This window comes from Methylacidimicrobium sp. AP8, assembly GCF_903064525.1.
Classification (GTDB): Bacteria; Verrucomicrobiota; Verrucomicrobiia; order Methylacidiphilales; family Methylacidiphilaceae; genus Methylacidimicrobium.
Map to the genome: position 1 here is coordinate 982,710 of NZ_LR797830.1, position 25,737 is coordinate 1,008,446.

The 25,737-nt window shown below is 62.3% G+C and carries 19 protein-coding genes and 1 pseudogene; 15 read left to right on the forward strand and 5 right to left on the reverse strand.

Going from position 1 to position 25,737, the window contains the following annotated elements:
- The first annotated feature begins 100 nt into the window (after positions 1 to 100).
- Positions 101 to 1,882 (forward strand): RNA polymerase sigma factor RpoD, encoded by a 1,782-nt coding sequence (gene rpoD / locus MTHMO_RS04450; protein ID WP_237394761.1) that lies wholly within the window; start codon positions 101 to 103, stop codon positions 1,880 to 1,882.
- Positions 1,883 to 2,020: 138 nt separating this feature from the next.
- Positions 2,021 to 3,073, forward strand: a complete 1,053-nt coding sequence (gene recA / locus MTHMO_RS04455; protein WP_202213704.1) for a recombinase RecA — start codon at positions 2,021 to 2,023, stop codon at positions 3,071 to 3,073.
- Between the two features lie 24 nt (positions 3,074 to 3,097).
- Here recA and MTHMO_RS04460 read toward each other — a convergent pair whose 3' ends face one another.
- Both MTHMO_RS04460 and MTHMO_RS04465 read right to left on the reverse strand, forming a co-directional pair.
- A complete protein-coding gene (locus tag MTHMO_RS04460; protein WP_202213705.1) occupies positions 3,098 to 5,728 on the reverse strand; it encodes a valine--tRNA ligase in 2,631 nt (876 codons plus the stop codon).
- A gap of 72 nt (positions 5,729 to 5,800) precedes the next feature.
- Positions 5,801 to 6,253, reverse strand: coding sequence for an AsmA-like C-terminal region-containing protein (locus MTHMO_RS04465; protein WP_237394762.1), 453 nt, complete (start codon positions 6,251 to 6,253; stop codon positions 5,801 to 5,803).
- A gap of 2,037 nt (positions 6,254 to 8,290) precedes the next feature.
- Here MTHMO_RS04465 and MTHMO_RS04475 point away from each other — a divergent pair.
- From MTHMO_RS04475 to MTHMO_RS04490, 4 genes are all read left to right on the forward strand, one after another.
- On the forward strand, positions 8,291 to 9,646 hold the full coding sequence (locus MTHMO_RS04475) for a glycine--tRNA ligase (protein ID WP_237394763.1): 1,356 nt from the start codon (positions 8,291 to 8,293) through the stop codon (positions 9,644 to 9,646).
- Positions 9,647 to 9,785: 139 nt separating this feature from the next.
- Positions 9,786 to 9,977 carry a hypothetical protein gene (locus MTHMO_RS04480; RefSeq protein WP_202213709.1) on the forward strand — a complete coding sequence of 64 codons (192 nt, stop codon included), beginning with the start codon at positions 9,786 to 9,788 and terminating at the stop codon, positions 9,975 to 9,977.
- A gap of 360 nt (positions 9,978 to 10,337) precedes the next feature.
- A complete protein-coding gene (locus MTHMO_RS04485; RefSeq protein WP_202213710.1) occupies positions 10,338 to 10,586 on the forward strand; it encodes a hypothetical protein in 249 nt (82 codons plus the stop codon).
- A gap of 910 nt (positions 10,587 to 11,496) precedes the next feature.
- The gene (locus MTHMO_RS04490) at positions 11,497 to 12,594 is read left to right on the forward strand and encodes a fatty acid desaturase (RefSeq protein WP_202213711.1); all 1,098 of its coding nucleotides are present in this window, start codon (positions 11,497 to 11,499) and stop codon (positions 12,592 to 12,594) included.
- Here the strand turns inward: MTHMO_RS04490 and nifV are convergent.
- Positions 12,593 to 13,729 (reverse strand): annotated as a pseudogene (nifV, locus tag MTHMO_RS04495) (homocitrate synthase); the annotation flags it as partial. The gene MTHMO_RS04490 and the pseudogene nifV overlap by 2 nt on opposite strands.
- Positions 13,730 to 14,067: 338 nt before the next feature.
- On the opposite strand from nifV, the gene nifH reads away from it, so the two are divergent.
- The 9 genes from nifH (at position 14,068) to MTHMO_RS04540 (ending at position 23,320) form a co-directional block, all read left to right on the forward strand.
- Entirely contained in the window at positions 14,068 to 14,955 is an 888-nt protein-coding gene (nifH, locus tag MTHMO_RS04500) for a nitrogenase iron protein (protein WP_202213712.1), read from the forward strand.
- A 99-nt stretch (positions 14,956 to 15,054) separates the two neighbouring features.
- Positions 15,055 to 16,530, forward strand: a complete 1,476-nt coding sequence (gene nifD / locus MTHMO_RS04505) for a nitrogenase molybdenum-iron protein alpha chain (RefSeq protein WP_202213713.1) — start codon at positions 15,055 to 15,057, stop codon at positions 16,528 to 16,530.
- Between the two features lie 57 nt (positions 16,531 to 16,587).
- Positions 16,588 to 18,168, forward strand: coding sequence for a nitrogenase molybdenum-iron protein subunit beta (gene nifK, locus MTHMO_RS04510; protein WP_202213714.1), 1,581 nt, complete (start codon positions 16,588 to 16,590; stop codon positions 18,166 to 18,168).
- Between the two features lie 35 nt (positions 18,169 to 18,203).
- Positions 18,204 to 19,589, forward strand: a complete 1,386-nt coding sequence (gene nifE / locus MTHMO_RS04515; RefSeq protein ID WP_202213715.1) for a nitrogenase iron-molybdenum cofactor biosynthesis protein NifE — start codon at positions 18,204 to 18,206, stop codon at positions 19,587 to 19,589.
- 27 nt (positions 19,590 to 19,616) lie between these two features.
- A complete protein-coding gene (nifN, locus tag MTHMO_RS04520) occupies positions 19,617 to 20,999 on the forward strand; it encodes a nitrogenase iron-molybdenum cofactor biosynthesis protein NifN (RefSeq protein WP_237394764.1) in 1,383 nt (460 codons plus the stop codon).
- Positions 20,996 to 21,400, forward strand: coding sequence for a nitrogen fixation protein NifX (nifX, locus tag MTHMO_RS04525; protein WP_202213716.1), 405 nt, complete (start codon positions 20,996 to 20,998; stop codon positions 21,398 to 21,400). The genes nifN and nifX overlap by 4 nt, the downstream gene beginning before the upstream one ends.
- Entirely contained in the window at positions 21,397 to 21,873 is a 477-nt protein-coding gene (locus tag MTHMO_RS04530) for a NifX-associated nitrogen fixation protein (protein WP_237394765.1), read from the forward strand. The genes nifX and MTHMO_RS04530 overlap by 4 nt, the downstream gene beginning before the upstream one ends.
- An 87-nt stretch (positions 21,874 to 21,960) precedes the next feature.
- Positions 21,961 to 22,440 (forward strand): nitrogen fixation protein NifQ, encoded by a 480-nt coding sequence (locus MTHMO_RS04535; RefSeq protein WP_237394766.1) that lies wholly within the window; start codon positions 21,961 to 21,963, stop codon positions 22,438 to 22,440.
- Between the two features lie 22 nt (positions 22,441 to 22,462).
- Positions 22,463 to 23,320, forward strand: coding sequence for a sulfurtransferase (locus tag MTHMO_RS04540; protein ID WP_202213719.1), 858 nt, complete (start codon positions 22,463 to 22,465; stop codon positions 23,318 to 23,320).
- Between the two features lie 387 nt (positions 23,321 to 23,707).
- Here the strand turns inward: MTHMO_RS04540 and MTHMO_RS04545 are convergent, their stop codons facing one another.
- Together MTHMO_RS04545 and MTHMO_RS04550 are read right to left on the reverse strand one after the other, a co-directional pair.
- Positions 23,708 to 24,433 (reverse strand): outer membrane protein, encoded by a 726-nt coding sequence (locus tag MTHMO_RS04545; protein WP_202213720.1) that lies wholly within the window; start codon positions 24,431 to 24,433, stop codon positions 23,708 to 23,710.
- A gap of 81 nt (positions 24,434 to 24,514) precedes the next feature.
- On the reverse strand, positions 24,515 to 25,726 hold the full coding sequence (locus MTHMO_RS04550) for a NarK/NasA family nitrate transporter (protein ID WP_202213721.1): 1,212 nt from the start codon (positions 25,724 to 25,726) through the stop codon (positions 24,515 to 24,517).
- Positions 25,727 to 25,737: the final 11 nt, after the last annotated feature.

Sequence of the window (25,737 nt, forward strand, 5' to 3'; positions counted from 1 at the left end):
GTCGAGCATGACCATGCCGCGAAATCCAAGAAGCAAGAAAACCAGCCTGTCATCCACTCCGTCCTCATCGATTCCTTTCCCCCACTCTGCGGATGCGCCCATGCATTCCCCGACTGCGAACAAGACAGACCACGCTGCGGAAAACGGCCATTCGGCCGTCGTCCCCGCTCAGCCGCCCCTGCCGTCCGTCCCGCTCGTCGTCGAAGAGCAGCAGCTAGCCCAAAAGCTCGCCAAGATATGGTCTGATGAGCCGCTACGGCAGGAGAAGCTGCGGGCGCTGGTCAAGCTCGCCAAGGAGCAGGGCTATCTCACTTACGACGACATCAACGAGGCTCTTCCCGATTGCGTGCCGCAGCCCGACGAGATCGAGGCGATCATCGCCTTCTTACGGAGCCTGGAAATCGATGTCATCGAAAGCTCCGAGGTCGATCGGCAGAAGAGCCCGGCGCCGGCAGAAACCGGAATGGCGGCCGAGGAAAAGGAGGCCAAGCTCGATATCCTCGACGACCCGGTGCGGATGTATCTGCGGCAGATGGGACAGGTGCCTCTGCTGACCCGCGAGGAGGAGGTGGAGATTTCCAAGCGGATCGAGAACGCCGAGCTGATGGTTCAGAAGTGCCTCCATAGCTTCGGGTTCATCGCTCGGGAATACCTAAACCTAGCCCGCAAGCTCGAGCAGGGGCGGGAGCGCTTCGACCGGCTGATTCAAGACAAGCATATCGAAGGGCGCGATGCCTACATGAAGATCCTGCCCGGCCTCATGAAGAAGCTCGAGGAGAAGATCGAGGAGAGCGATGCCACCTATGTCCGAATGAGCGAATTGCCGGCCGGCTCGAAAGAGAGGGAGAAGCTCGCCAAGGAATTGGAAAAGCAGCATCAAGCCCTCGAAAAGATCGTGCGCCGCTTCTATTTCAAGCAGAAGGTCGTCGAGGATCTTGTGCAGGTAAGCGAAGAGCGCTTTCAGGAAATCTGCCGGTGGGAGAACGAGAGGAAGCGGCTCCGCGCCCAGGGACGCGGGGCCAAGACCGCAGAGGCGCTGGCGGCCGTCGAGGAGCAGCTGCAGCAATTCCAGCGGCAGGCCCACGCCGGGATCGAGGAGTTTAAGAGAAAGCACAACGAGCTCAAGAAATGGTTGCAGCAGGCGATGCGGGCCAAGACCGAGATGGTCGAAGCCAACCTCCGGCTGGTGATCTCGATTGCGAAGAAGTACACCAATCGCGGCCTCTCCTTCCTCGATCTCATCCAGGAAGGAAACATGGGGTTGATGAAGGCGGTCGAGAAGTTCGAGTACCGCCGAGGCTACAAGTTTTCGACCTATGCGACCTGGTGGATCCGCCAGGCGATTACTCGGAGCATTGCGGATCAGGCTCGGACCATTCGGATTCCGGTGCATATGATCGAGACGATCAACAAGCTCATGCGGGTCCAGAAGCAACTGATTCAAGAGCTGGGCCGGGAGCCGAATCCGGAGGAGATCGCCGACGAGATCCAGCTGAGCGTCGATCGCATCCGAGCGATTCTCAAGATGGCCCAACAGCCGATCTCCCTACAAAGCCAAGTCGGCGAGAGCGACGACACGACCTTTGGCGACTTCATCGAGGACAAGTCGGCGGAAAATCCTTCTGAGATGACCGCCTACTCGCTTCTCAAGGAGAAGATCCGCGACGTGCTGCACACTCTCACCGAGCGAGAGCGAACGGTGATCGAGCAGCGCTTCGGGCTGCTCGACGGCTACCCGCGCACGCTGGAGGAGGTCGGTCGGCAGTTCCGCGTCACCCGCGAGCGGATCCGGCAGATCGAAGCCAAAGCCCTTCGGAAGATGCGCCATCCGACTCGACTGCGTCATCTCGAAGGCTTTCTCGAAGCCAATCGAGGCTTTTAGTTGCCGTCATGTCTCCCAGGCCTTTTGGCGGAGCTTCCCTTCCGGATCGGCCTCGGCTTTTGCGGAGTCGCGCGGAAGGCTTCTTTTGTGGTAAGATGGGCGGCGGAAGCAAGGAGGTGTTTTGTGGAATCGGAAAAGATGGATCTCAAGGGGCGGAGGCAGGATAAGAATCTCGATCTGGCTATCCAGGCCATCGCGAAGGAATATGGCGAGGGGGCGATTCTTCGCCTGGGGGACGATCAGGCCCGGCTGCAAATCGAAGTCATTCCCACCGGCTGCCTGGTGATCGATCGGGCCCTAGGAGCCGGAGGCTTTCCCCGGGGCCGTGTCATCGAAATTTTCGGCCCTGAATCTTCCGGGAAGACCACGCTCGCCCTCACCGTCGTGGCCCAAGCCCAAAAGCTGGGAGGGGTCGGCGTGATCATCGACGTCGAGCACGCGCTCGACCCGCAATACGCCCAGAGGCTGGGTGTCAACATGTCCGAGCTGCTGATCTCCCAGCCCGACTGCGGGGAGGAGGCCTTAACCATCGCGGAGACTTTGATCCGTTCCAACGCGGTGGATGTGATCGTGGTCGATTCGGTGGCCGCGCTCGCCACACGTGCCGAATTGGAAGGGCAGATCGGAGACGCGACGGTCGGCGCGCAGGCACGCCTGATGAGCAGCGCGCTTCGGAAGTTGACCGCGCTCATCAGCAAGGCGAAGACGGTCTGCATCTTCACCAATCAGCTTCGCGAAAAGATCGGAGTGATGTTCGGGAATCCCGAGACGACGCCGGGAGGCAAGGCGCTCAAGTTTTATGCCTCGGTGCGCATCGACGTGCGTCGCATCGGACAGCTCAAGACAAGCGACGGGACCGTCTACGGAAACCGGACGAAGATGAAGGTCGTAAAGAACAAGATCGCTCCTCCCTTCACCGAGTGCGAATTCGACATTCTGTATAACGAGGGGATTTCCCGCGAAGGGGCGCTCATCGACTTCGGGCTCGACCAGAAGATCCTCGACAAGCGCGGCGCATGGATCTACTTCGACGGCACCCAGATCGGCCAGGGAAGGGAAGCGGCCGTCCAGGCGATCCGGACCAATCCGGAGCTTGCCGCCCGCATCGACGCGGCGGCGCGCGCAAAGGCCTTCGGCGGCGCTCAGGTCGAGGCAAGGCGGGAGGCGGCCGAGAAGCCGGCCGGCGACTGATCCCGCCGGATGCGCGGAAGCTCCTTACTGCGAGATCTCTCTCAGCTGATCTTCGATCCGGCGGATCGCGGTTTCGAGCGCTTCGGCCTGTTTTTTCCAGGTTTGGAGCTTTTCCGGAGCGACCCGGCCGGAGATCTCCGGATTCTCCAGCCGCTCCCGAACGGCCTTCCAAGTGCAAGCGAGCTTCTCTTTCTCGCTCGCCAGCCGCTTCCGCTCCAATTCCAGATCGATGACCCCCTCCAAGGGCAGATAGAGCTCGCCGATGGGGGTAAGCACCATCGGAGCCTTGGGAGGCGGGCCATCAATGTCGGCGATTTCGCTCGCGTTGGCGAGCGCTGCAAGCACCGCCCGCTCGTCCCTATTCAAGGGAGCCTCGGCTCGAAGTCGAAAGGGCACCTTTTGGTTGGAGGGAACGGCGTAGGTGGAACGTAGGCGGCGGGCGCGCTCAGCAGCTTGGTAGACCGCTTGCGCGCGCAGGGCGGCTTCCTTCCGATCCGAAATCCGGTGTGCAAGTCGCCGCGCCTCCGCCGCGCTGAACCAGCCGGCGAATTGAATAGTGGTGGCGCCGAGCCCAAGGCGGTTCCAAAGCTCTTCGGTAACGAAAGGGCAGAACGGATGGAGGAGCCGAAGAATCCAGGAGAGAGTGTAGTCGAAGGTTGCGAGGGTGCCCGAGGTGGTCCGGCTTCCCTCTTGGCCGAGATCCACCTTGGCCGCCTCGAGGAAGGAGGCGCAAAAGTCATCCCAGACGAAGCCGTAGAGAAGGCCGGCAGCCTCGCTGAACTCGTATGCTCCGAAAGCATCTTCAAGCCGGATGCCGGTCCGGCTCAAAGCGGAAAGGATTTCGACCGCGAACGGCGTCAGAGGGTGCTCCCAAGGCCGGGCGTGCGCCGAAAGAGGTCCATAGCGGACGCGAAAGCGGCAAGCGTTCCAGAGCTTGTTGCAGAAGTTGCGGCCCTCTTCGATCTGCTTTTCGTCGAAGCGGATGTCCTGCCCCTGCGGGGCGATCCGCAGGAGGCCGAACCGGAGGCCGTCCGCTCCGTACTTTTCGATCAGGACCAGAGGATCAGGGGAATTGCCGAGGGATTTCGACATCTTCCTACCCAATCGGTCCCGGATGAGGCCGGTGAAATACACGGTCCGAAACGGGATGTTCTCTTCTATATCTTCGCCTCGGCCCGGTCGGAATTCGAGTGCCGCGATGATCATGCGGGCGACCCAGAGAAAGATGATGTCGGGACCGGTCACGAGCACCGATGTCGGATAAAACTTTCTGCGCGTGGGAGGGTCCATCGTTTCGAACGCCCAGAGCCAAGAGGAAAACCAGGTGTCGAGGGTGTCGGGATCTTGCACCCAATCCGGGCCGGGCGATTCGATCTGGCATCGATGCACGCCGTCTTTCCACCAGACCGGAATGCGGTGTCCCCACCAGACCTGGCGGGAGATGCACCAGTCTTGGATGTTTTCTATCCAATGTTCATACACTTTTTCCCAATGCTCGGGGAAGAACCGGATCCGGCGCTCCCGCACGACCTGGAGGGCTTCCTCGAGCCTCGGATAGCGCAGGAACCACTGTTCGGAGAGCCGGGGCTCGATCGGCACGCCCGCCCGCTCGCTCACCCCCACGGTATGGCGGTAGGGCTCGACCTTGGCGAGCAGGCCCAATTCGTTCAAGAGCGCGGCGGCCTTCGTCCGCGCGGCGAAGCGATCGAGCCCGTCCAGCTCGGGCACCGCCGGGCAGTGGAGACGGCCGTCCGGATGGAGGATATCGACGATCGGCAGGCTGTGCCGTTGCCCGATTTCGAAGTCGAGCTTGTCGTGGGCGGGGGTGATCTTGACGGCTCCCGTGCCGAAGGAAGGATCGACCGCCGCATCGGCGACGATCGGAATCGGTTCGCGGGGAAAGGGACGAAGGGCCCGCTTTCCGATCCATTGCCGATAGCGCTGGTCGTCCGGATGCACCGCGATGCCCGTGTCACCGGGAATCGTTTCCGGCCGGGTAGTGGCCACCGTGAGGAAAGAACCGGGTTCGTCCTCCAGCGCGTAGCGCACGTAGTAGAGGTGCGACTCCTCTTCGCGCGGCAGGACTTCCTCGTCGGAAAGGGCGGTCAAGGAGGCCGGGCACCAGTTGATCATGCGCTTGCCCCGATAGATGAGCCCTTTCTGGTAGAGGGCGACGAAGACCCGTTGTACCGCCTGCGAATAGGCGGGATCCATCGTGAAGCGCTCCCTCGACCAGTCCGCCGAGCATCCCAGCTTCTTGAGCTGCTCGACGATGATGCGTCCGTGGGTTTCTCGCCATTCGCGGACCATTTGGAGAAACTCTTCCCGGCCTACTTCCTTGCGCCCGATGCCCCGCTGCTTGCGCAGCGCTTTCTCCACGACCATCTCGGTGGCCAGGCCCGCATGGTCGGTGCCGGGAAGCCAGAGAACCTCATAACCTTCGAGGCGGGCCTTCCGGGCCAGGACGTCCTGGATGGAGTTGTTCAGGACGTGCCCCAAGGTCAGCACCCCGGTAATGTTCGGAGGCGGCATGACCATGGAGAACGCGGGCTTGGGAGACTGGGGATCTGCTCGGAAGATGTCGTTGCGGAGCCAACGAGCGTAGAGCGATTCGGCGATCGTTCCGGGCTCGTATGCTTTCGGTAAATCGGACATTCGCTTTCCCTAGCCTATCGACCCTCGGGTTGGCCAGCGAGGATGTGCGGCGAATCAGGCCAGCGGACCCGGCTATAGGTTACGCGGCTTCCACTCCGGTGCGGTGAGCTTGCCGGAGCCATGATACTCGAAAAGCTTGCTGATCGGGAAGAGGACAACCCCCATCGGCCCGCGAAGGTTGACCCGGGCGTCGGCTTCCAGATCGTCGCGGAGGAAATTGTAGCTCCCCTTACCGATGACCGTAAAGGCGACGCTCGCGATGGTGAACTGCTCGGTCGAGATCTCGCCGTTTCCGACGCGGAAGTGGGCGTGCGCCTTATCCGCCTTGGCCATGGCGAAATCGGGGATGACCGTGCTTATGGCGGTCGACAGCCCCCCCAAAAACGGGATGGAGAGAATGTAGCCGTGACGAACGTCAAAATCCCCTTCGCCGGTGAGCGAGGGGAGATTGCCCACGTAGCCGGAGAGGTCGAGATGAAATTGCAGCGGACCCGAGCATTTCTCGATGTGGTAGAGGTTTGCCATGACCTTATGGAAATCGGCGTGATCGAGATCGAAGATCGAATGAAAGGGGCACGGGGCGGGCGGGGGTTGAGGGTAACCTGGACGCTTCCATGAAGCGGGCCGTCGAAAAGGGACGCGCGGTCGACCTGGACGGTGAGCTCGCTCCGGCGCAGGAGGACCCTCCCTTTGGGCGCCACGACGGGGAAGTTGCGCCCGAAAAGGACGTAGTTGAGGATCGAATCAGAATCGACCTCGACCCGGAGGTTGGTAACCGGGTTCTTGCTCCCCTCGTTAAGATCGACGATGCCGCTCACCTGGAGTTTCGGCGGCTTTTCGAAGCGATAGGGCTCCACATATTTCGGGAACTTCTCTCCCAGCGCCGGAGCCGAAGCGATGACGTCGATCGAGGAGGAAAGGTCGTGGACGGTCACGATCTTGCGGGCAAAATCGTTGTCGAAATTTGCCGAAACCGTCCCTTCGGGCCGCACCGCCACGAAGTGCGAGAACCGGAGGGTTTGGTCCCGATATTCGATGTCGGACTGGATGGAGCGGACGGAGACTCCCTTATACGAGCAGTTCTTCGCCGAAAAGCTGCCGCGGGCTTTCCAGCTCGAGAGATCCAAGGGATTCAGGCTTAGGACCTCGCCCCGTGCCCGGGGAGGCTCCTTCGGGAAGGAGAGCGACTCCAAGAACCGGTCGGCTGCGGAACCGCCTAGGCCCAGGAAAACGGTCGGGTCGATGCTCGACTCCGCCTTGATGCGTAGCTTGGGCGGCGAGACTTCGTAAAGGATCTCCGCATCGACATTTCCTCCGGCGGAACGAAGCTTGGCCTCCGGAATGAAGAGCTTGAGCCCGTCGTAGGCCAGGGGGACGGAAAGCTCCTCGAAGGGATGACCCCGATAACGGAAGTGGTGCCAATGGAGATCGGTCGAAACGCGGAGGGAGCGTTCCGAGCCCCACTTCGCCGTCAGCCGTCCGCTCAAGCTGGGGAGATCGAGGAAATGGAACTCTTGGACGACGGCGGCGATGCGGTCCGGAAGCGAAGGACGGAGGACGGTCGGATCGGCGTTGCTCAGGAATTCGACGAAGCCGGTCCGTTGCGTAAGGTCTGCCTCTCCCCAGAGGGAGATCTCCCCCCGCGGAAATCCGAGGCGGACCTCTTCCATGCGGAAGGTCCGGCCGGCCAGACGGAGATCCCCGGTAAGCCGTCCGAGGGGAATCTGCCGCCAGGAGATCGGGGAAGGGAGGATTCGGCACTGAATGCTCGCTTCCCAGGGGGCTTTCGTCGCCATCGAAAGCTCGACCTCCACAGGAATCGGCCGCTCGGTTTCGATTTCATCGACGACGGCCAGAATGCGGTGCCAGAGTTGATCGGCCGCTTGATACCCCTCGGGAGTGGCCGGCGGCAGCGAGGGGTATCCATTGAGGAGGATGCGTCCTTTGATCCGGAGCTCGAAATTGAGGACCCGAGCGCTGGCGCTCAAGATTTCCAAGGCTCCCGGCACGAAGTTGACGCGAGCAGAGACTTGGGAGAGCTCTACTTCGCACTGCGGAGTAATCGGAAGGCGGATCGTGGCGTTGTGCACCGATGCGTTCTTGATCCAGGGTGTGCCTTTCCACCAGGCGAGCCAAGCGACCGAAAGCCGGACGCGGTCGACCTGGAGCCAAACGTCCTGTCGATCCCGATTGCGGAAGATCGCCACCCGGCTGGCCACGAGATGACCGAAAGGGTCGAGGGATAGGTGCCCGACGGAAACGGGTATATCTCGCGCCTCCAGCTCCGCCAAAAGGACGTTTTTGATTTGCGTGGGGACTCCGTTGAATCGTAATAGGAGGAAGACGGCGACGAGCACGGCCCCCAGCAGCCCGACCGTGGCGAGGACAAAGTGGCTCGCGACTCGGGCAGCGAAACCGGAGAGTATCCGCAGGACGGAGGACCGGGAGGGGGGTAACTTCCTTGTCTTTGACCTTCGTGACATCGATTCGCGGCCGCTCTCGTCGGCATCCGACGGGACGGGGCACTGGGCCTTTGTTCATTTTATGACAGAAGAACCTTTAATGGAAAAGATCGTTGCGCTCTGCAAGCGACGCGGCTTCGTCTATCCCTCTTCGGAAATCTACGGCGGGCTCAACGGCTTGTGGGATTTCGGCCCGCTCGGCGTCGAGCTCAAGAGAAACATTAAGGAGCATTGGTGGCGTTCGATGACCCAGCTGCGCGACGACATCGTGGGTTTCGACGGCTCGATCCTCATGAACCGGGCGGTCTGGAAGGCGAGCACCCATGAGGATCAGTTCGTCGACTGGCTGGTCGACTGCAAGGTCTGCAAGGCGCGCTTCCGGGCCGATCAGCTCGCCGACGCCCGCTGCCCCCAAAAGCCCTCAAAGCATCCGGGAGAGTGCGGCGGCGAGATGACCGAGCCTAGAAGGTTCAACCTTCTCTTCCGGACTTACGTGGGACCCCTGGAAGAGGAGAGCGCGCTCACCTATCTGCGCCCGGAGACCGCGCAGGCGATCTTCGTCCAGTTTCGGAACGTGCTCGAGACCTCGCGAAAGAAGATCCCCTTCGGGATTGCGCAGATCGGCAAGTCGTTCCGCAACGAGGTGAATCCCCGCAACTTCCTCTTCCGGTCACGCGAGTTCGAGCAGATGGAGGTCGAATATTTTATCCGGCCGGGGACCGGGCTCGAGGAGCTGGAAAAGTGGAAAGAGGCCCGCCTGGCCTGGTACGAGTCGATCGGGATCCGGCGGGAGCATATTCATGTGCGGGACATTCCGGCCGGGGAGAGGGCCTTTTATTCGGAAAAGACCTATGATCTCGAGTACACCTTCCCTTTCGGACGCCAGGAGCTCGAAGGAATCGCCTACCGGACCGATTTCGACCTGCGCCAGCATGCGGAGGCCAGCGGCAAGCCGCTCGACTATTTCGACGAGGAGACCGGGCAGAAGTACATACCGCATGTGATCGAGCCGAGCGGCGGCGTCGACCGGACTTTCCTGGCGCTCCTTTGTGAGGCGTATGACGAGGAGGACGTGGCGGCCGAAGGCGGGAAGGTCGAAAAGCGGGTCGTCCTCCGCTTCTCCCCGCGCGTGGCGCCGATCAAGGCGGGCGTCTTTCCCCTTCTCAAGAACAACGAGGAGCTGGTCCGGAAGGCCCGCGAGGTCGCCGACCTCCTCCGGATATCGATGCGCGTCTTTTATGACGAGAGCGGAGCGATCGGCCGCCGGTACCGGCGGATGGACGAGGTGGGAACGCCGTTCGGCGTGACGATCGACTTCGAAACCTTGGAAGGGGTGCGAAGCGGAGCGCTTGCCGGGGAAAAGGATACGGTCACCGTCCGGGAGCGTGACTCCATGCGCCAGGAGCGCGTCCGGATCGCCGACCTGCTCGAGTACCTCAGACCGCGGGTTTCTTGAGCCCGACAAGCGAGGATGCGTAAAAATTTCCGGCAATAAGAATTCGACTTCCGATCGGAACGTGGGGATCGGGAAATCATGCCGACGCCTCTTCCACCCGGCGAGCTGTCGAAGGATGCCGAGGAAGTTCCCTTCAAAAATGCGCAGCGAGGGATGGACGGTCGCGGAACTGGAGGACGGCACCGCCGTCTGGGTCAAGGCGGAGATCATCCGGATCCTCCGTTTGCGAGAAAAGAAGGATCCTGCCGGCAATCCTCTTTACGGCGTTCGATCGGCCCCATTTGTGTTCATCGAACACGCGTCCGGCACCGAGCGGAAGGATCAACCATGATTGCTGCGGAAATGGCCGCCGGAAGCCTCTTTTTGCAGACGGAATCTTGGAGGCTTTGCCTGCCCACGGAGGAAAAGGTCGAAGAGCCGGCATCTTCTGCGGCGACAATTGCATGGATCGGGGCCGGCCGACCGCGGCCCGGGCAGCCGGTGACGCCCCTCCTCGCCCTCTCTCCACGAAGGGCGCACGGCGGTCGGGATTTGTCTTGCCGACTGTTGCCGGCGAACAACTTGTTTCCTTTGTCTCATCGGATGCGGTTTTTGTTTCCGGCGACGCATCTCTGCCGTTCCTCCCTTCCGACATCGAGGCAAAAAAGCGGTTCTGTCCTTCCTGCGACAAAATCCGGATTTACTACGACCGGTGATCGCCGGCATCGCCGAGAAACTTGCAGCATATTTTAAGAACCGGCCGGTTGCTCCTCCCGCGTTAGAGGTCGTCGAGAATCCGGAGGAGCCGGACGATCGGATGCTCGTGCTTTTCGCGGAAGCTCGGCTCTCGATCTCGGAAGGCCTTCGGGATCTCGAGGCGTTCTGCCGGGAGTGGTGGTTTCGACGGCAAGCCTTTCGCGAAGGCGACCGGGATGTTCCTCTCGGCTTCTCCGAAGTTTGACCGGTCCGGCTTCTTTGCGTTGGCCGGGAGCCTACAACAAGGTTCCTTTCCCGCCGGTCCCCGCGAGGCATGCCTGCGCACCGCAAGGAACCGGGCGTATTTCGCGGTCTTTTGCCCCGCCAAGACCTATTCGGGATTCCGTGCCCGAGGCAAGAACGCAGGGCATAGGCGGGTGCGCGATCGCTTTAAGCAATCCTCCAATCTAGCGGCCATTTCTCACAAGCTTTCTCCTACGGCTTGCAAAACGGGCTCGTCTGCTTCGCTCCCGCTTGGTTTTCCATCCTCGCAGTATGTCTTCATACAGCTCCGGTGGAAAACCTGCGCCCGCCTCGCACCCAAGCCCATTTGCGGCGCCTCGGCTACGAAATTTGTGAGAAATGGCCGCTAGTCGAACGATCCATTGGACAACTTGTTGACGCAACTCCCTGTCGACCGCTGCCATGCGGACTACAAGGCGGACGCCGCAGATCCGGAGAGGAGAACTCCGGAAAGCTCGGCCAAAGCTTCGAGGATCGCCGAACTTCTGCGAGAGCTATCCGATGTCTGACGCCGGGAAACGGGAAGAGGCCCGGACCGCTCCGAAACCTCGGTAAGCGTGAGAAATCGCGCGTTTCGGCCGACACGGGAGGGCGCGCGGCCGGACGCCGCATCCTTGAGTGGCCTCGCTCTTGAGCGTGCGGACGGGTGCCGCTTCTTTCCGCGCGTCCGTCGGCCCCGGCTCGGCATCCAATCGGACAGGAAAATGAAAATACACTATCCGCCGAAAGGTCGATCGATTAATAATAAAAAAAAACGGTTTTCGCTTTTTTCGTTTCCCACCATTAATCGATGAGCTTATGGCAAGGCAGGCTGCCTCCTCTTTATCCCTGGATCGGATCCTTCGTCTTGCACGCCCTGAGGAGAATCGCGAGTGAAGCGCGTCAATTGGCCGACTAGTCTCTTTCTCTTTTCCACCTTGATTCTCGCGGTAACCGTGACGCCGGCGTACGCGTTCTTCTACGGGATCGATCGGTTCCAGTGGGCGCTGTTCCTTTCGCTTTTCCTGGCCACCGGGTTGAGCATCACCCTCGGCTACCACCGGCTCTTTTCCCACCGTTCCTTCCAAGCGAAATGGCCGGTGCGCCTATTCGTGCTGCTTTTCGGCGCGGCCTCCTTCGAAGGGTCGGCGATCTCCTGGGTGTCCGACCACCGCCACCATCATAAGCATGTCGACCAGGACGAGGATCCGTACGACATCCGCAAGGGATTTTTCCACGCCCACATGGGATGGCTCCTCGTGAAGTTCCTGCCGGAACGCCCGATCGACAACGTCAAGGATCTCTTCTCCGACCCGCTCTGCCGATGGCAGCACAAGTATGCGGTGCCGCTGGCGTTCCTGGTGGGCTTCGGCCTCCCGACCGCCTTGGGCGCGGCGCACGCCGGATGGATCGGCGCGTTGGGCGGCTTCCTGGTCGGCGGGGTCGCCCGGGTGGTGGCCGTCCAGCAGATGACCTTCTTTATCAATTCGCTCTGCCACATGATCGGGGATCAGCCCTACTCGTTCCGCTGCACTGCCCGGGATAGCTGGATTATGGCGCTCTTTACCTTCGGGGAGGGCTACCACAATTTTCACCATGAGTTTCAATACGATTACCGCAACGGCGTGAAGCCCTGGCAATGGGATCCGACGAAGTGGACAATCTGGCTTCTGCACCGGATCGGCTTGGTCAGCAACCTGAAGCGGGTCCCCTCGGAGAAGATCCTTTTGGCCGAGCTCATGGCGGCCCAGCAGAGGATCCATTCCCATCTTTCCCGTGTGCCGGCCAACGGGTCGATGTGCCGGATCGCCGCCGCTTGGCACGATTGCCTCCACCGGGTGGCCGCGTCGCTGGCCGCCTATCGAGACGAAGTGAGCTCGGCGCTCGAGGAGAGGAAACGCCTTTCTCGAGACGCGCTCCTGATGATTCGGCGCGAGCTCCGTCTTGCGCTGGCGCAGTTGAAGCTGGGGACGAGCATCCTGGCTTCGTAGCCGATTCCCCGGCCGTCGAGAGGAAGTGGAGGAGCTCGGCGCGATGCGGCGGGCGCTTCCGCGTGGTTACGAAGGCGGAAATAGGTTCCCGCAACGCCGCGGCTTCGGCAAGCGAAAGATCGATCCCGAGCCGCCGATATCCCCACTGGATAGCGCGGGGCCCGGAGTGTTTGCCCAGCACCAGCTCGTGGGAGCGGCCCAGCTCCTTCGGATCGAAGGCTTGATAGTTCCAGGGGTCCTTGAGCAGCCCGTCGATATGGATCCCAGATTCATGGGTGAAGACGCCTTCGCCGACGATGCTCTTTCCTGCGGGAACCGGACGTCCGGAAATTTCCGCGACGAGCCGGGAAAGAGGGAGGAGAGCGTCGGGGCGCACCCCGCAGTCGATCCGGCTGCCGTAGCGGAAGGCGGCGACGACCTCTTCGAGCGCGGCATTGCCCGCCCGCTCGCCTAATCCGTTCACCGTGACGCTGATGTGCGTCGCGCCTGCCCGGTAGGCCGCCAACGAGTTGGCCGTCGCCATGCCTAAATCGTCGTGTGCGTGGATTTCGAGCTCGACGTCGACCGCACGGCGGAGCCTGCGCAGCGAGCGGAAGGTCGTGAAGGGATCGAGGATGCCGAGGGTGTCGGCGAATCGGTAACGCGAGGCGCCGGCTGCCTGCGCGGTCTCCGCGACCCGGAGAACGAAATCGAGATCGGCGCGCGAGGAATCCTCGCCGCCGACGGCGACCTCCATGCCCAGGTCGACAGCCTCCCGAACGAACCGGCGGATGGTCTCGAGCACCCAGTGGCGGGACTTTTGGAGCTTGCGCTCGATCTGGAGATCGGAGACCGGAATGGAGAGGTTGGCGAAGCGAATCGGCAGGGTTCGCATCGCCGCCAAATCGGCGGGATGCATCCTGCCCCACAAGACGAGCCGGCAGCCGGAGCCGGCGAGCGCCGCCATCTCCCGGAGAATTTCCTGCTCCGCGGGGCCCATGACGGGAGTCCCCGCCTCGATCTCGCCCACCCCGGCGGAAATGAGGGCTCGGGCCAGACGGAGCTTCTCCTCCCGCGAAAAGGCGACGCCCGCAGCCTGCTCCCCGTCGCGAAGGGTGGTGTCGACCAGCCGCGGAGGCGTGCGCGGTTTCCACAAGGGCGCCACGCCCGCTTTCGAGCAGGAAGCATGCCAGCGCTCCTTTCCCGCGAGTCCGCTTCGAGAGCGGGCCGGGCCTGTTTGTTTTGCGACATCGGCCGGCCGTTTGTTGGTTTTCGCACGCGGCTGCAGGGAACGATGTCGGGCGGCCGCCGGATGCCGGAGTCCGCCCGTGCGCCGGGCTGCCGCCGGTGCCTGCCCCTGGCCGAAAAAGGCGGAGCCGGCTCATTGAGGACGGCGTTGGCACGCGATCTGCTCGGTTGGACTGGAAGCGCCGAAGGGTGAGAGCAGGAGACGATCGCCCTCGGGAAAAGGAAAAAAAACAAGGGAGATCCAGAATGAGCGAGCTGCGACAAATTGCCTTCTATGGAAAGGGCGGAATCGGGAAGTCGACGACTTCCCAGAACACTCTTGCCGCTTTGGCGGAGCTGGGACAGAAGATCCTGATCGTCGGTTGCGATCCGAAAGCCGACTCCACCCGGCTGATCCTCCACTCGAAGAATCAGGACACGATTCTTCACCTGGCTGCGGCCGCCGGAAGCGTCGAGGACCTGGAGATCGAGGACGTAATGAAGGTCGGCTACCGGAATATCCGGTGCGTCGAGTCGGGCGGGCCCGAGCCCGGGGTCGGCTGCGCCGGGCGGGGCGTCATCACCTCGATCAATTTCCTCGAGGAAAACGGGGCCTACGAGGGGATCGATTACGTATCCTACGACGTCCTCGGGGACGTGGTCTGCGGCGGCTTCGCGATGCCGATCCGCGAGAACAAGGCTCAAGAGATCTACATCGTGATGTCGGGGGAGATGATGGCGATGTATGCCGCCAACAACATCGCCAAGGGGATCCTCAAGTATGCCAACTCGGGCGGGGTGCGCCTCGGCGGCCTTATCTGCAACGAGCGGCAGACCGACCGGGAGCTCGAGTTGGCGGAGGCGCTCGCCGCCAAGCTCGGGACCACTCTTATCCACTTCGTTCCCCGCGATAACGTGGTGCAGCACGCCGAGCTGCGCCGGATGACGGTGATCGAGTATGCGCCCGAGTCGAAGCAGGCGGACGAATACCGCGCCCTTGCGAAGAAGATCCACGCGAACAAGGGGAAGGGTGTGATCCCCACGCCGATCACCATGGACGAGCTCGAGGATCTGCTCATGGAGTTCGGCATCATGAAGCGGGAAGACGAATCGCTGGTGGGCAAGGTCGCCGAAGAGGCGGTCCTGTGCGCCTGAGGAACCAAAAAGAAGGATCGGCCGGTCGGGTCGGCGGTTTCCCGACCGGCGTTCCTCCGATGGGGGAGGAGGAAGCAAACCGCAGAGGAGAGAGGAATTATGAGCCTGACAACGTCTGCGCCTGAACAGAGCCAGGAAGTGCGTGCCCGGAACCGCGAGCTGATCGAGGAGGTGCTGAAAGCCTATCCCGAAAAGGCGGTCAAGAAGCGCGCGAAGCATTTGGGGGTTTTCGAAGAGGGGAAGCCCGACTGCGGGGTCAAGTCGAACATCAAGTCCCTGCCCGGCGTGATGACGATCCGGGGCTGTGCCTACGCGGGCTCCAAGGGGGTCGTCTGGGGGCCGATCAAGGACATGATCCATATCAGCCACGGCCCGGTCGGCTGCGGACAATACTCCTGGGCCTCGCGGCGGAACTACTACATCGGGACGACCGGCGTGGACACCTTCGTGACCATGCAGTTCACGACCGATTTCCAGGAGCGCGATATCGTCTTCGGCGGCGATAAGAAGCTCGCGAAAGCGCTCGACGAGCTGCAGGAGCTCTTTCCCCTGAACAAGGGGATCACGATCCAGTCAGAATGCCCCATCGGACTGATCGGGGACGACATCGAGGCGGTAGCCAAGGCGAAGACGAAGGAATTCCACGGCAAGACGATCGTGCCGGTGCGCTGTGAAGGGTTCCGCGGGGTCTCGCAATCCCTCGGCCACCACATCGCCAACGACAGCATCCGCGACTGGGTGCTCGACAAGACGGCCGGAAAGGAGCCGGAATGGGTCTCCACCCCCTACGACGTCGCCATCATCGGGGACTACAACATCGGGGGCGACGCCTGGTCCTCCCGCATCCTGCTCGAGGAGATGGGGCTGCGCGTGGTCGCCCAATGGTCGGGGGATGGAACGCTCAAGGAGCTCGAGCGGACTCCCAAGGTGAAGCTCAACATCCTCCACTGCTACCGGTCGATGAACTACATCTCCCGCCACATGGAGGAAAAGTTCGGGATTCCGTGGGTCGAGTACAACTTCTTCGGCCCGACAAAGATCGAGGAGTCGCTGCGCAAGATCGCCAGCCACTTCGACGACAAGATCCGGGAAGGGGCGGAGCGGGTGATCGCCAAATATCGGCCGATGGCCGACGCGGTGATCGCGAAGTTCAAGCCGCGGCTGGCCGGCAAGAAGGTGATGCTTTTCGTCGGGGGACTCCGCCCGCGCCATGTAATCGGTGCCTATGAGGACCTCGGCATGGAGGTGATCGGCACCGGCTACGAGTTCGGCCACAACGACGACTACCAGCGGACGACGCACTACGTGAAGGACGGCACGCTCATCTACGACGACGTGACCGGATATGAGTTCGAGAAGTTCGTGGAGAAGCTCGAGCCCGATCTGGTCGGCTCCGGAATCAAGGAAAAGTACGTCTTCCAGAAGATGGGAGTTCCCTTCCGCCAGATGCATTCCTGGGACTATTCGGGCCCTTACCATGGCTATGACGGCTTCGCCATCTTCGCGCGGGACATGGACATGGCGATCAACAACCCGATCTGGGGGCTGACCAAGGCGCCCTGGAAAAAGGACTGAAGCCGGCGGGCGGGAAGCGGGTCCGGCGGAACACACCAAGGAAGAAAGGGACAAGCTATGGAGACAAACGGAGAGACCAAGAGTCAGAACGCCGAGCACGTTCTCGACCACTTTCATCTCTTTCGGCAGCCGCAGTACCTCGAGATGTTCGAGCGAAAAAAGCGGCAGTTCGAGGACCCGGCCTGCGCCGAGGAGGTCGAGCGGATCCGCGAGTGGACGAAGACCAAGGAGTATCGGGATAAGAACTTCGCCCGCGAGGCGATCACGATCAATCCGGCCAAGGCCTGTCAGCCCCTAGGGGCGATCTTCGCGGCGGTCGGGTTCGAAGGAACGCTCCCCTTCGTCCACGGCTCGCAGGGGTGCGTCGCCTACTTCCGCAGCCACTTCAGCCGGCACTTCAAGGAGCCGAGCGGCTGTGTCTCCTCCTCGATGACCGAGGATGCGGCGGTCTTCGGCGGGCTCAACAACATGATCGACGGGCTGGCCAACAGCTACGCTCTCTACAAGCCCAAGATGATCGCGGTTTCGACGACCTGCATGGCGGAGGTGATCGGCGATGATCTCAACGCGTTCATCAAGAACGCCAGGGAGAAGGGAAGCATTCCCCAGGACTTCGACGTCCCCTTTGCGCATACGCCCTCGTTCGTGGGCAGCCATATCACCGGATATGACAACATGATGAAGGGGATCCTGGAGTACTTCTGGGACGGAAAGGCGAAGACGGTGGCCCCGCTCGAGCGGAAGCCCAACGAAAGGATCAACCTGATCGTCGGCTTTGACGGCAACGTGGTCGGGAACATCCGGGAACTCCGGAGGATTCTCGATCGGATGGGGGTCGACTATCTGATTCTCTCCGACAATAGCGACGTCTGGGATACCCCGACCGACGGGACCTTTCGGATGTACGACGGCGGGACCAAGCTCTCCGAGATCTCCGAGGCCCTCCATTCGAAGGCGACGATCTCGATGCAGAGCTTCTGCACGCCCAAGACGCTGCCCTATATCCAGAGCAAAGGGCAGGAGACCGTCGCGTTTCATTACCCGATCGGGGTCGCGGCGACGGACCGCTTTCTCCAGGAGGTCTCGCGCCTATCGGGCAAGCCGATTCCCGAAACGCTGGAAAAGGAGAGAGGACGGCTTGTGGATGCGATCGCCGACTCGAGCCCCCACATCCACGGCAAGCGCTTCGCGGTCTACGGCGATCCCGATGTCGCGCTCGGAATGGCGGGATTCCTGCTCGAGCTCGGGGCCGAGCCGGCGCATATCCTGGCCACGAACGGCGATTCGGAGTGGGAAGCGAAGGTGCGCGAGCTCTTGAGCAGCTCTCCCTTCGGGGCCGGCTGCCAGGTCTATCCCGGAAAGGATCTCTGGCATCTGCGCTCGCTGCTCTTCACCGAGCCGGTCGACTTCCTGATCGGGAACACCTATGCCAAGTACCTGGAGCGCGACACCGGGACGCCGCTGATCCGGTTCGGTTTTCCGATCTTCGACCGCCACCACCACCACCGGTTTCCGGTCTGGGGCTACCAAGGAGGACTCAACGTGCTCGTGAGGATCCTCGATAAGATCTTCGACGAGATGGATCGGAACACCAACGTTCCTGCGAAGTCGGACTACAGCTACGACATCATTCGCTGAACGGACGGAGAGCGGGCGTCGGCGCGGAGACTCGGATGAGCAATCTCTCGGAGAAGGTCCAGGCGGTATTCCAAGAGCCCGGTTGCCCGAAGAACCAGGCGAAATCGGAAAAGGAGCGGAAAAAGGGGTGCACCAAGCAGCTCCAGCCGGGAGCGGCAGCCGGCGGCTGCGCCTTCGACGGGGCGAAAATCGCCCTCCAGCCGATCACCGACGTGGTCCATCTGGTCCACGGGCCGATCGCCTGCGAAGGAAATTCCTGGGACAATCGGGGGTCCAAGTCCTCCGATTCCCATCTCTACCGGATGGGCTTCACGACCGACATCCAGGAAATGGACGTGGTCTACGGGGGGGAGAAGCGCCTTTTCCGGGCTATCAAGGAAGCGATCGACCGCTACGACCCGCCGGCGGTCTTCGTCTACCAGACCTGCGTCCCGGCCCTGATCGGCGACGACATCGACGCCGTCTGCCGGGCGGCCCGGAAACAGTTCGGCCGTCCGGTCGTCCCGGTCCAGTCGCCGGGCTTCGCCGGGAGCAAGAACCTGGGCAACAAGCTCGCCGGCGAGGCGCTGCTCGATCATGTGATCGGCACCGAGGAGCCGGCCTACACGACTCCGTACGACGTCAACATCATCGGGGAGTACAACCTGGCGGGCGAGCTCTGGCAGGTAGAACCGCTTTTCGAGCAGCTCGGCATTCGGATCCTGGCCTGCATTTCCGGAAATGCCAAGTATCGCCAGATCGCCTCCTGCCACCGGGCGAAGGCGGCGATGCTGGTCTGCTCCAAAGCCATGATCAACATCGCCCGCAAGATGGAGGAGCGCTACGGGATTCCCTTCTTCGAGGGCTCCTTTTACGGGATCTCCGACACGAGCGATGCCCTGCGGAATCTCGCCGATCTGCTCGTGCGGCGGGGCGCCCCCGAGGAGCTGCTGGCAAAGACCGAGCTGCTGATCCGGCGGGAGGAGCAGAAGGCTTGGGAAGAGCTCAACGCCTACCGGAAGCGGCTGGCGGGTAAGCGGGTGCTCTTGATCACGGGCGGGGTCAAGTCCTGGTCGGTGGTCTCCGCCCTCCAAGAGGTCGGCATGGAGATCGTAGGGACCAGTGTGAAGAAATCGACCGAGGAGGACAAGGAGAGGATCAAGAAGCTCATGGGGGATGAGGCCCATATGATCGAGGAGATGACGCCGCGGGAGATGTACCGGATGCTCAAGGAGGCGCGGGCGGACATCATGCTCTCCGGCGGACGCTCTCAGTTCGTCGCCTTGAAGGCGAAGATGCCCTGGCTCGACATCAACCAGGAGCGCCACCATGCCTACGCCGGCTATGAGGGGATGGTTGCGCTGGTCCGCGAGATCGACCGGGCTCTTTACAACCCGGTCTGGCAGGAGGTGCGCCTTCCGGCTCCCTGGGAGGAAGGATAGGCCGCCCGATCGGAAAAAGGAGGAAAGGTGGCTGAGGTCGTAACATCCAAGAAAGCGTGCAGCGTAAGCCCGCTCAAGATGAGCCAGCCGATCGGCGGAGCGCTGGCCTTCCTGGGCATCCAGGGCTGCCTGCCGGTCTTGCACGGCTCCCAGGGTTGCACCGCCTTCGGGCTGGTCCTCTTCGTCCGCCACTTTCGCGAGATGATCCCGCTGCAGACGACGGCGATGAACGAGGTCACGACTATCCTGGGCGGAATGGAGAACATCGAGCAGGCGCTCTTGAACATCGCCAAGCGGGCCAAGCCCGAGATCGTCGGGATCTGCTCCACGGGGTTGACGGAGACCAAGGGGGACGACGTCGCCGGCTATTGGAAGCTCATCCGTCAGCGGAGACCCGAGCTGGCGGACCTGCCGGTCGTCTATGTCTCTACCCCCGACTTCCAGGGAGCGTTCCAGGACGGCTGGGCGAAGGCGGTCGCCCGGATCCTCGAGGAGCTTGTGCCACCCGCGTCGCACCGTTACGAGGACCAGATCAACCTGCTGGCGGGAAGCCATTTGAGCCCGGGGGATCTCGAAGAGATCCGCCAGATTGTCGAGTCCTTCGGCTTTCGGCCGATCCTTCTTCCCGATCTCTCCGGCTCCCTCGACGGGCATATTCCCGAAGATTTCACCCCGACGACCCTGGGCGGCACCCGCCTGGAAGAGATCCGGAGCATGGGCTCTTCGCGAGTGACGATCGCCCTCGGCGAGCAGATGCGCGGGGCGGCGCTGGCTCTCGAAATGAAGTGCGGAATTCCGCACATCCTCGTAGATCGGCTCATGGGGCTCCGGTCGGTCGACCGATTCTTCCGCCTGCTTTCGGAGCTCTCGGGCCGGCCGGCGGCTCCGATCTATCGCCGCCAGCGATCCCAGCTGGTCGACGCGATGCTCGACAGCCACTTTTTCCTGGGCGGGGTGAAGGTGGCGATCGGCGCCGAGCCCGATCTGCTGCAGAATGTGGGGCATTGGCTCGTCGAGCTCGGCGCCGAGCTCAAGGCGGCCGTTTCGACGACCGAGTCGATCGTCTTCGCGGACCTGCCCGTGGCGCGGGTCCGGATCGGCGATCTGGAGGATCTGGAGCAGGAGGCTCTCGGGTGCCAGCTCCTGCTGACCCATTCCCACGGCCGCCAAATGGCCGCTCGGCTCCGGATTCCTTTTTACCGGATCGGTCTCCCCATCTTCGACCGGCTGGGCGCGGCCCACCAAGTGCTGGTGGGCTACCGGGGGAGCCGGAACTTTCTTTTTGAGGTCGCCAACCTGCTCATCGCGGCGCGGGAAGAAGAAGAGGGAGCGCATCGGCCCCGGCGGATGCCCCGCGAGGGGATCGGCCGGGAATGCGGATGCCAAGAGGAGATTCGGAGGACGGGATGAAGGTGGCTTTTGCAACACAGGATGGAATCCGGGTCAATGCCCATTTCGGCTGGGCGAAGACCATCGCGATCTACGAGGTCGACCAGACCGAGGTGCGGCACTGGAAGACGGTCGAGTTCTCCGGGGAGCTCGAAGAGGACGGGAACGAGGACAAGCTCGAGCCGAAGCTCGCTGCGATCAAGGATTGCTCGATCCTCTACGTGGCCGCGATCGGTGCTTCGGGGGCGGCGCGTGTGGTCGCGCAAAAGATCCACCCGGTCAAAGCGAAGGACCTGGAGCCGATTCGCGAAATCCTGGAGAAGCTCCAGGAGGTGCTTCGGGGGACGCCTCCGCCTTGGCTGCGGAAGGCGCTCTTGAAGGGAAAGGAGAGAACATGGGACTTCGAGGAGGAGAAGGAGTGAAGACGACAAGCGAACCGCAGAGTGGGACGAGCGAGCTGCGCGAAGAATTCCTTCGGGAGCTGGCGAAGCAGCAGCGAGCCCAGGACACCTACGGGGTCTGGGACGGAAAGAAGGACGAGGAGCTGCTCGCGCCTTTCATTCTCGATGCCGCGAAGCGGAAGGAGATCCCCATCGTGGGCGATCCGGATCCCGAAACGCTCGAACGGGTGGAGCTCTTCTTCAACGCGGTCGGACTCGTGATCGAACGGAAGACGGGGGTGATGGTGGTGCCCATGATGTCGATGCACCACGAGGGATTCGGGAAGGTGGTCCTGCTCGCGGGCCGGCTGGCGGTGGTCAACAAGGTGCTCCGGGATGTCCATCGCTTCGGCTTCCCCAGCCGGGAGAAGCTCGGAGAGGCCGGGGAAAAATACGTCGCCGCAGCTCTCGGGATGATCGAGAAGTTTCCCGAGGTCGCCCGCTACGGGGGATAGGCGATTATGGTTGCCTGCGCCGCTTCTTCTCCCGTATCTTTATCGAAAAGTTCGACTTTTCCCGTCGGGCGGACGGACGAGGAGGCGGTGCTCCTTCGGGGCATGTTCCTGCACGTCCTTCGGCGGTTCGCGTCTGCGGGCGCCTACCCCTGCGTCCCGCGCCTCGGGCTGGCGGAGCCGACGTTCGGCCGGCTGCTCGCAGCCTGCGAGGTCGAGGGGATTTCGGAGCCTTCGGGGGGGATAGTGCCGGAGGATTTTTGGGACCTTGCGTCTCTCTTGACCGCGTCGGGGGACGGATCGGAAGAGACGCGATGGGTGGCGCATGCAATCGCTGCGGGCTGTCTGGCGGACGACCACCTCTGGCGGGATCTTGGCCTGCCGGATCGGAGGGCGCTCACCCGGCTCTTGGAGCGCTACTTTCGGCCGCTGCGGGAGCGGAACGTCGGTGAGATGCGTTGGAAGAAGTTCTTTTACAAGGAGCTTTGCGAGCAGGCCGGATTTCGGGCTTGCAAGGCGCCCAGTTGTGGGGAATGCAGCGATTACGCGATGTGTTTTGGGAAGGAATAGGCAACAACCAAAGGAGAGTACGATGACGACGATTGGGTACGCGCATCCGGAAAAGTTGGTCGAGACCGAATGGCTTGCCGAACACCTGAACGATCCGGGCATCCGCATCGTGGAGAGCAACGAGGACGTGCTGCTCTACGATACGGGGCATATCCCGGGGGCCGTCCATATCGACTGGCGGAGCGATCTCCAGGATCCGGTGGTACGGGACTATATTTCGCCGGAAGCCTTCGCCGCCCTCTGCCGGCGAAACGGGATTGCTCCGGATACCACCTGCATCTTTTACGGGGACAAATCGAACTGGTGGGCCTGCTACGCCCTTTGGGCGTTCGAGCTCTTCGGTCATCGGAACTCGAAGATCCTCAACGGAGGCCGGGACAAGTGGATCCGCGAGGGCCGGCCGCTTACCCGGGAAAAGCCTTCCTATCCCGAGACGAACTACCCGGTGCCGACCGCGCGTAGGGATGGGGAGATCCGCGCTTTCTACGAACAGACGCTCGCCCACCAGCGTGCAGGGCTTCCTCTGATCGACGTGCGGAGCCCGGGCGAATACACCGGCGAGCTCCTCCACATGCCCGAGTATCCGCAGGAAGGAGCGCTTCGCGGCGGCCATATCCCCGGGGCGAAGAACGTGCCCTGGAAGATGGCGGTCAAGGAGGACGGCACGTTCAAGCCGGTCGACGAGCTCCGGAAGATCTACGAAGGGGATTGCGGGCTGAAGCCCGACAGCGACACGATCGTCTACTGCCGGATCGGCGAGCGGTCGAGCCACACCTGGTTCGTGCTCACCTATCTGCTCGGTCACACGAAGGTGCGCAACTACGACGGATCGTGGACCGAGTGGGGCAACAAGGTCGGGGCGCCGATAGCGCGGCCTTAGACGGCTTTTCCAGTGATCGCTGAGCGGGTTTGTGCAGCGCGGCCGGGGTCTGCCGCCCGGCCCCGGCACGCTGCATGGATTCTGACCGCATCGAGCAGCCGGACGTCGGAAGGAATCGGGGCGTATCAAAAACGGTAACCGATCGCCACTACGCCCAGTGGCACATAGATCCAGCCGCCGGACAACCCGGCGTGAGGCGTTTCGTTCACTGTCCAATCGGAGCCGGAGCCGGTGAGTCCGTTCACCCCGCCAAGGAATCGGAAGAGACCTTCGACGGTGATCGACCATCGCGTCTGCGGGATGTAGTAGCGGAGGCCGGTAACGGGGGCGAACCAGTAGCCCCAAACTTCTCCACGGTTGATCCCTGCGCTTTCTAGCGGCCATTTCTCACAAATTTCGTAGCCGAGGCGCCGCAAATGGGCTTGGGTGCGAGGCGGGCGCAGGTTTTCCACCGGAGCTGTATGAAGACATACTGCGAGGATGGAAAACCAAGCCCAACGAAGCAGACGAGCCTGTTTTGCAAGCCGTAGGAGAAAGCTTGTGAGAAATGGCCGCTAGATTGACAATCACGCCTCCCCCGGCAAAGCCGATGAACGGCTCGAACCGGTCCTGCGCCACCCGGTAGCCCACCCTTCCCCGCAAGCCCAAGAATCCCAGGTTGATCTGACTCCTCCCTTCCAAGGCCGAGGTGCCTGCTCCCAAATACGCGCCCACGAAATCGGCATCGAACGACCAGTGGCCCCACCGCTCCGGATCGAACCAACGATACCCTACTGACAGAAGCCCGGTGAAGGCGAAGCTGGCGTCGGCTCCGAGCGGCCTCACCATTCCGGTACGGTGATTGACCAGTTCTCCGTCGTCGTATTGCGGAAACCCCGTGCCGGACCCAATGCTGAGGAACCAGCTGCCTGACGAGTGTGTCGACCTGCTGGGCAGATCCGCAAAGAGTAAGGGAGTCTGAGGTTTGCGACTCTTTGGCGTATCCTGGACCGACGCCGCATTATCGGGTGCCGCCAGCTCCTCCGGCAAAGGAGCGGGGAGGAGGCACGGCGCGGTGAAGGCCAGAAATGCGAGGCCGGCGGTAAATAGCGGTAGGACGCAAAAATCGTTCATGAGCTCCTCGAAGAAGAGGGATCGGGTGATCCAGGCAGTCTTCGTCCGGTGTCCTGGACAGGAAGCGGCCGACGGCTCGGGTTACTCCGGCGATGGCGAGAGGAGCCGCAGAAGAGCTCTCTTCCAGGGAATCCGATCCAAGGTGCCGGCGGCGGCGGCTGCGGCGAGCGCCCCGCTAAAAGCGAGGAGAGCGGGGGCGTAGGAATGGGTCAGGGACTTGACCAAGCCGAAGGCGATGGGGAGCAGGAAGCCGCCCACCCCGCCGGCCGCCCCGATGAGACCGGTGACAAGGCCGATGTGGGGCCTCATCCGCGAGCCGACAAGCTGGAAGACGGCTCCGTTCCCCATCCCGAGGCATCCGAGAAAAAGGAAAAATGTCCCGACTTCTAAGGGAAGGGGAAGGAAGGCGCTCGTCGCCAGGGAGCAGAGAGCACCGACAACGAAAAGAGCGGCGAGGACAGCTTGGCCGCCGAGTCGATCGGCAAGACAGCCTCCCACCGGTCGCAGGAAGCTGCCGGCGGCGACCACAAGCGTCTGCAAGAGTCCGGCAGAAACTGCGCTTACGCCGTATTGGTCGTGGAAGAATATGCCCAGAAAGTTAGTAAAACCGATAAAGCCGCCGAAGGTGACACAGTAGAGCAGGCAACAAGTCCAGGTATCGGGCAGGCGCAGCACTTGCCGGTATCGGCGCGCTCGGCCGCGGGTTCCGCTTGGTCGCGGGCCGTCCTTGGCTAGGAGAAGCACGCTCAGAAACGTCAGCAGGACGGGCAGGAGGGCCAATCCAAAGACCGCATGCCATCCGAAGCGGGAGGCCAAGAAGGGGCCGAGAAGCGTAGCCAGGAGCGTGCCGCTGTTCCCGGCGCCCGCCAGGCCCAAAACCAGACCCTGATTCTCCGGCGGAAACCAGCGGGAGGCCATCGGCAGGGCCACCGCAAAGCTCGCTCCGGCAACACCCAAGAGAATGCCGATCGCCGGAAGCTCCCAGAAGTGAGAGGCCCCTATCCAGCTCCAAAGAAGCGGGAGTGCGGTGAGGCCGAGCCCGGTCAGTGCGGTTTTCTTTCCGCCGAAGCGGGTTTCCGCCCATCCCAGGAGAATGCGGAAGAGGCTTCCGGCCAAAATCGGCACGGCAACCAGGTCTCCCTTCTGCCAGGGCTCCAGCCGGAATTCGGCGGCGATTAAGTTCGCCAGCGCCCCGAAAAGGACCCAGACCGCAAAGCTGATATCGAAGTAGAGAAAAGAGGAGAAGAGCGTCAAGAAACGGACATCGATCGCGGTATTCGTGGGCCGGTCCATTTTTTTTCTTT

Excerpts from the sequence above, each read along its gene's own strand:
- rpoD (WP_237394761.1), top strand. The coding sequence starts at position 101 with ATGCATTCCCCGACTGCGAACAAGACAGACCACGCTGCGGAAAACGGC.
- recA (WP_202213704.1), top strand. The coding sequence starts at position 2,021 with ATGGATCTCAAGGGGCGGAGGCAGGATAAGAATCTCGATCTGGCTATC.
- MTHMO_RS04460 (WP_202213705.1), bottom strand. The coding sequence starts at position 5,728 with ATGTCCGATTTACCGAAAGCATACGAGCCCGGAACGATCGCCGAATCG.
- MTHMO_RS04465 (WP_237394762.1), bottom strand. The coding sequence starts at position 6,253 with ATGGCAAACCTCTACCACATCGAGAAATGCTCGGGTCCGCTGCAATTT.
- MTHMO_RS04475 (WP_237394763.1), top strand. The coding sequence starts at position 8,291 with ATGGAAAAGATCGTTGCGCTCTGCAAGCGACGCGGCTTCGTCTATCCC.
- MTHMO_RS04480 (WP_202213709.1), top strand. The coding sequence starts at position 9,786 with ATGCGCAGCGAGGGATGGACGGTCGCGGAACTGGAGGACGGCACCGCC.
- nifH (WP_202213712.1), top strand. The coding sequence starts at position 14,068 with ATGAGCGAGCTGCGACAAATTGCCTTCTATGGAAAGGGCGGAATCGGG.
- nifD (WP_202213713.1), top strand. The coding sequence starts at position 15,055 with ATGAGCCTGACAACGTCTGCGCCTGAACAGAGCCAGGAAGTGCGTGCC.
- nifK (WP_202213714.1), top strand. The coding sequence starts at position 16,588 with ATGGAGACAAACGGAGAGACCAAGAGTCAGAACGCCGAGCACGTTCTC.
- nifE (WP_202213715.1), top strand. The coding sequence starts at position 18,204 with ATGAGCAATCTCTCGGAGAAGGTCCAGGCGGTATTCCAAGAGCCCGGT.
- nifX (WP_202213716.1), top strand. The coding sequence starts at position 20,996 with ATGAAGGTGGCTTTTGCAACACAGGATGGAATCCGGGTCAATGCCCAT.
- MTHMO_RS04540 (WP_202213719.1), top strand. The coding sequence starts at position 22,463 with ATGACGACGATTGGGTACGCGCATCCGGAAAAGTTGGTCGAGACCGAA.
- MTHMO_RS04545 (WP_202213720.1), bottom strand. The coding sequence starts at position 24,433 with ATGAACGATTTTTGCGTCCTACCGCTATTTACCGCCGGCCTCGCATTT.
- MTHMO_RS04550 (WP_202213721.1), bottom strand. The coding sequence starts at position 25,726 with ATGGACCGGCCCACGAATACCGCGATCGATGTCCGTTTCTTGACGCTC.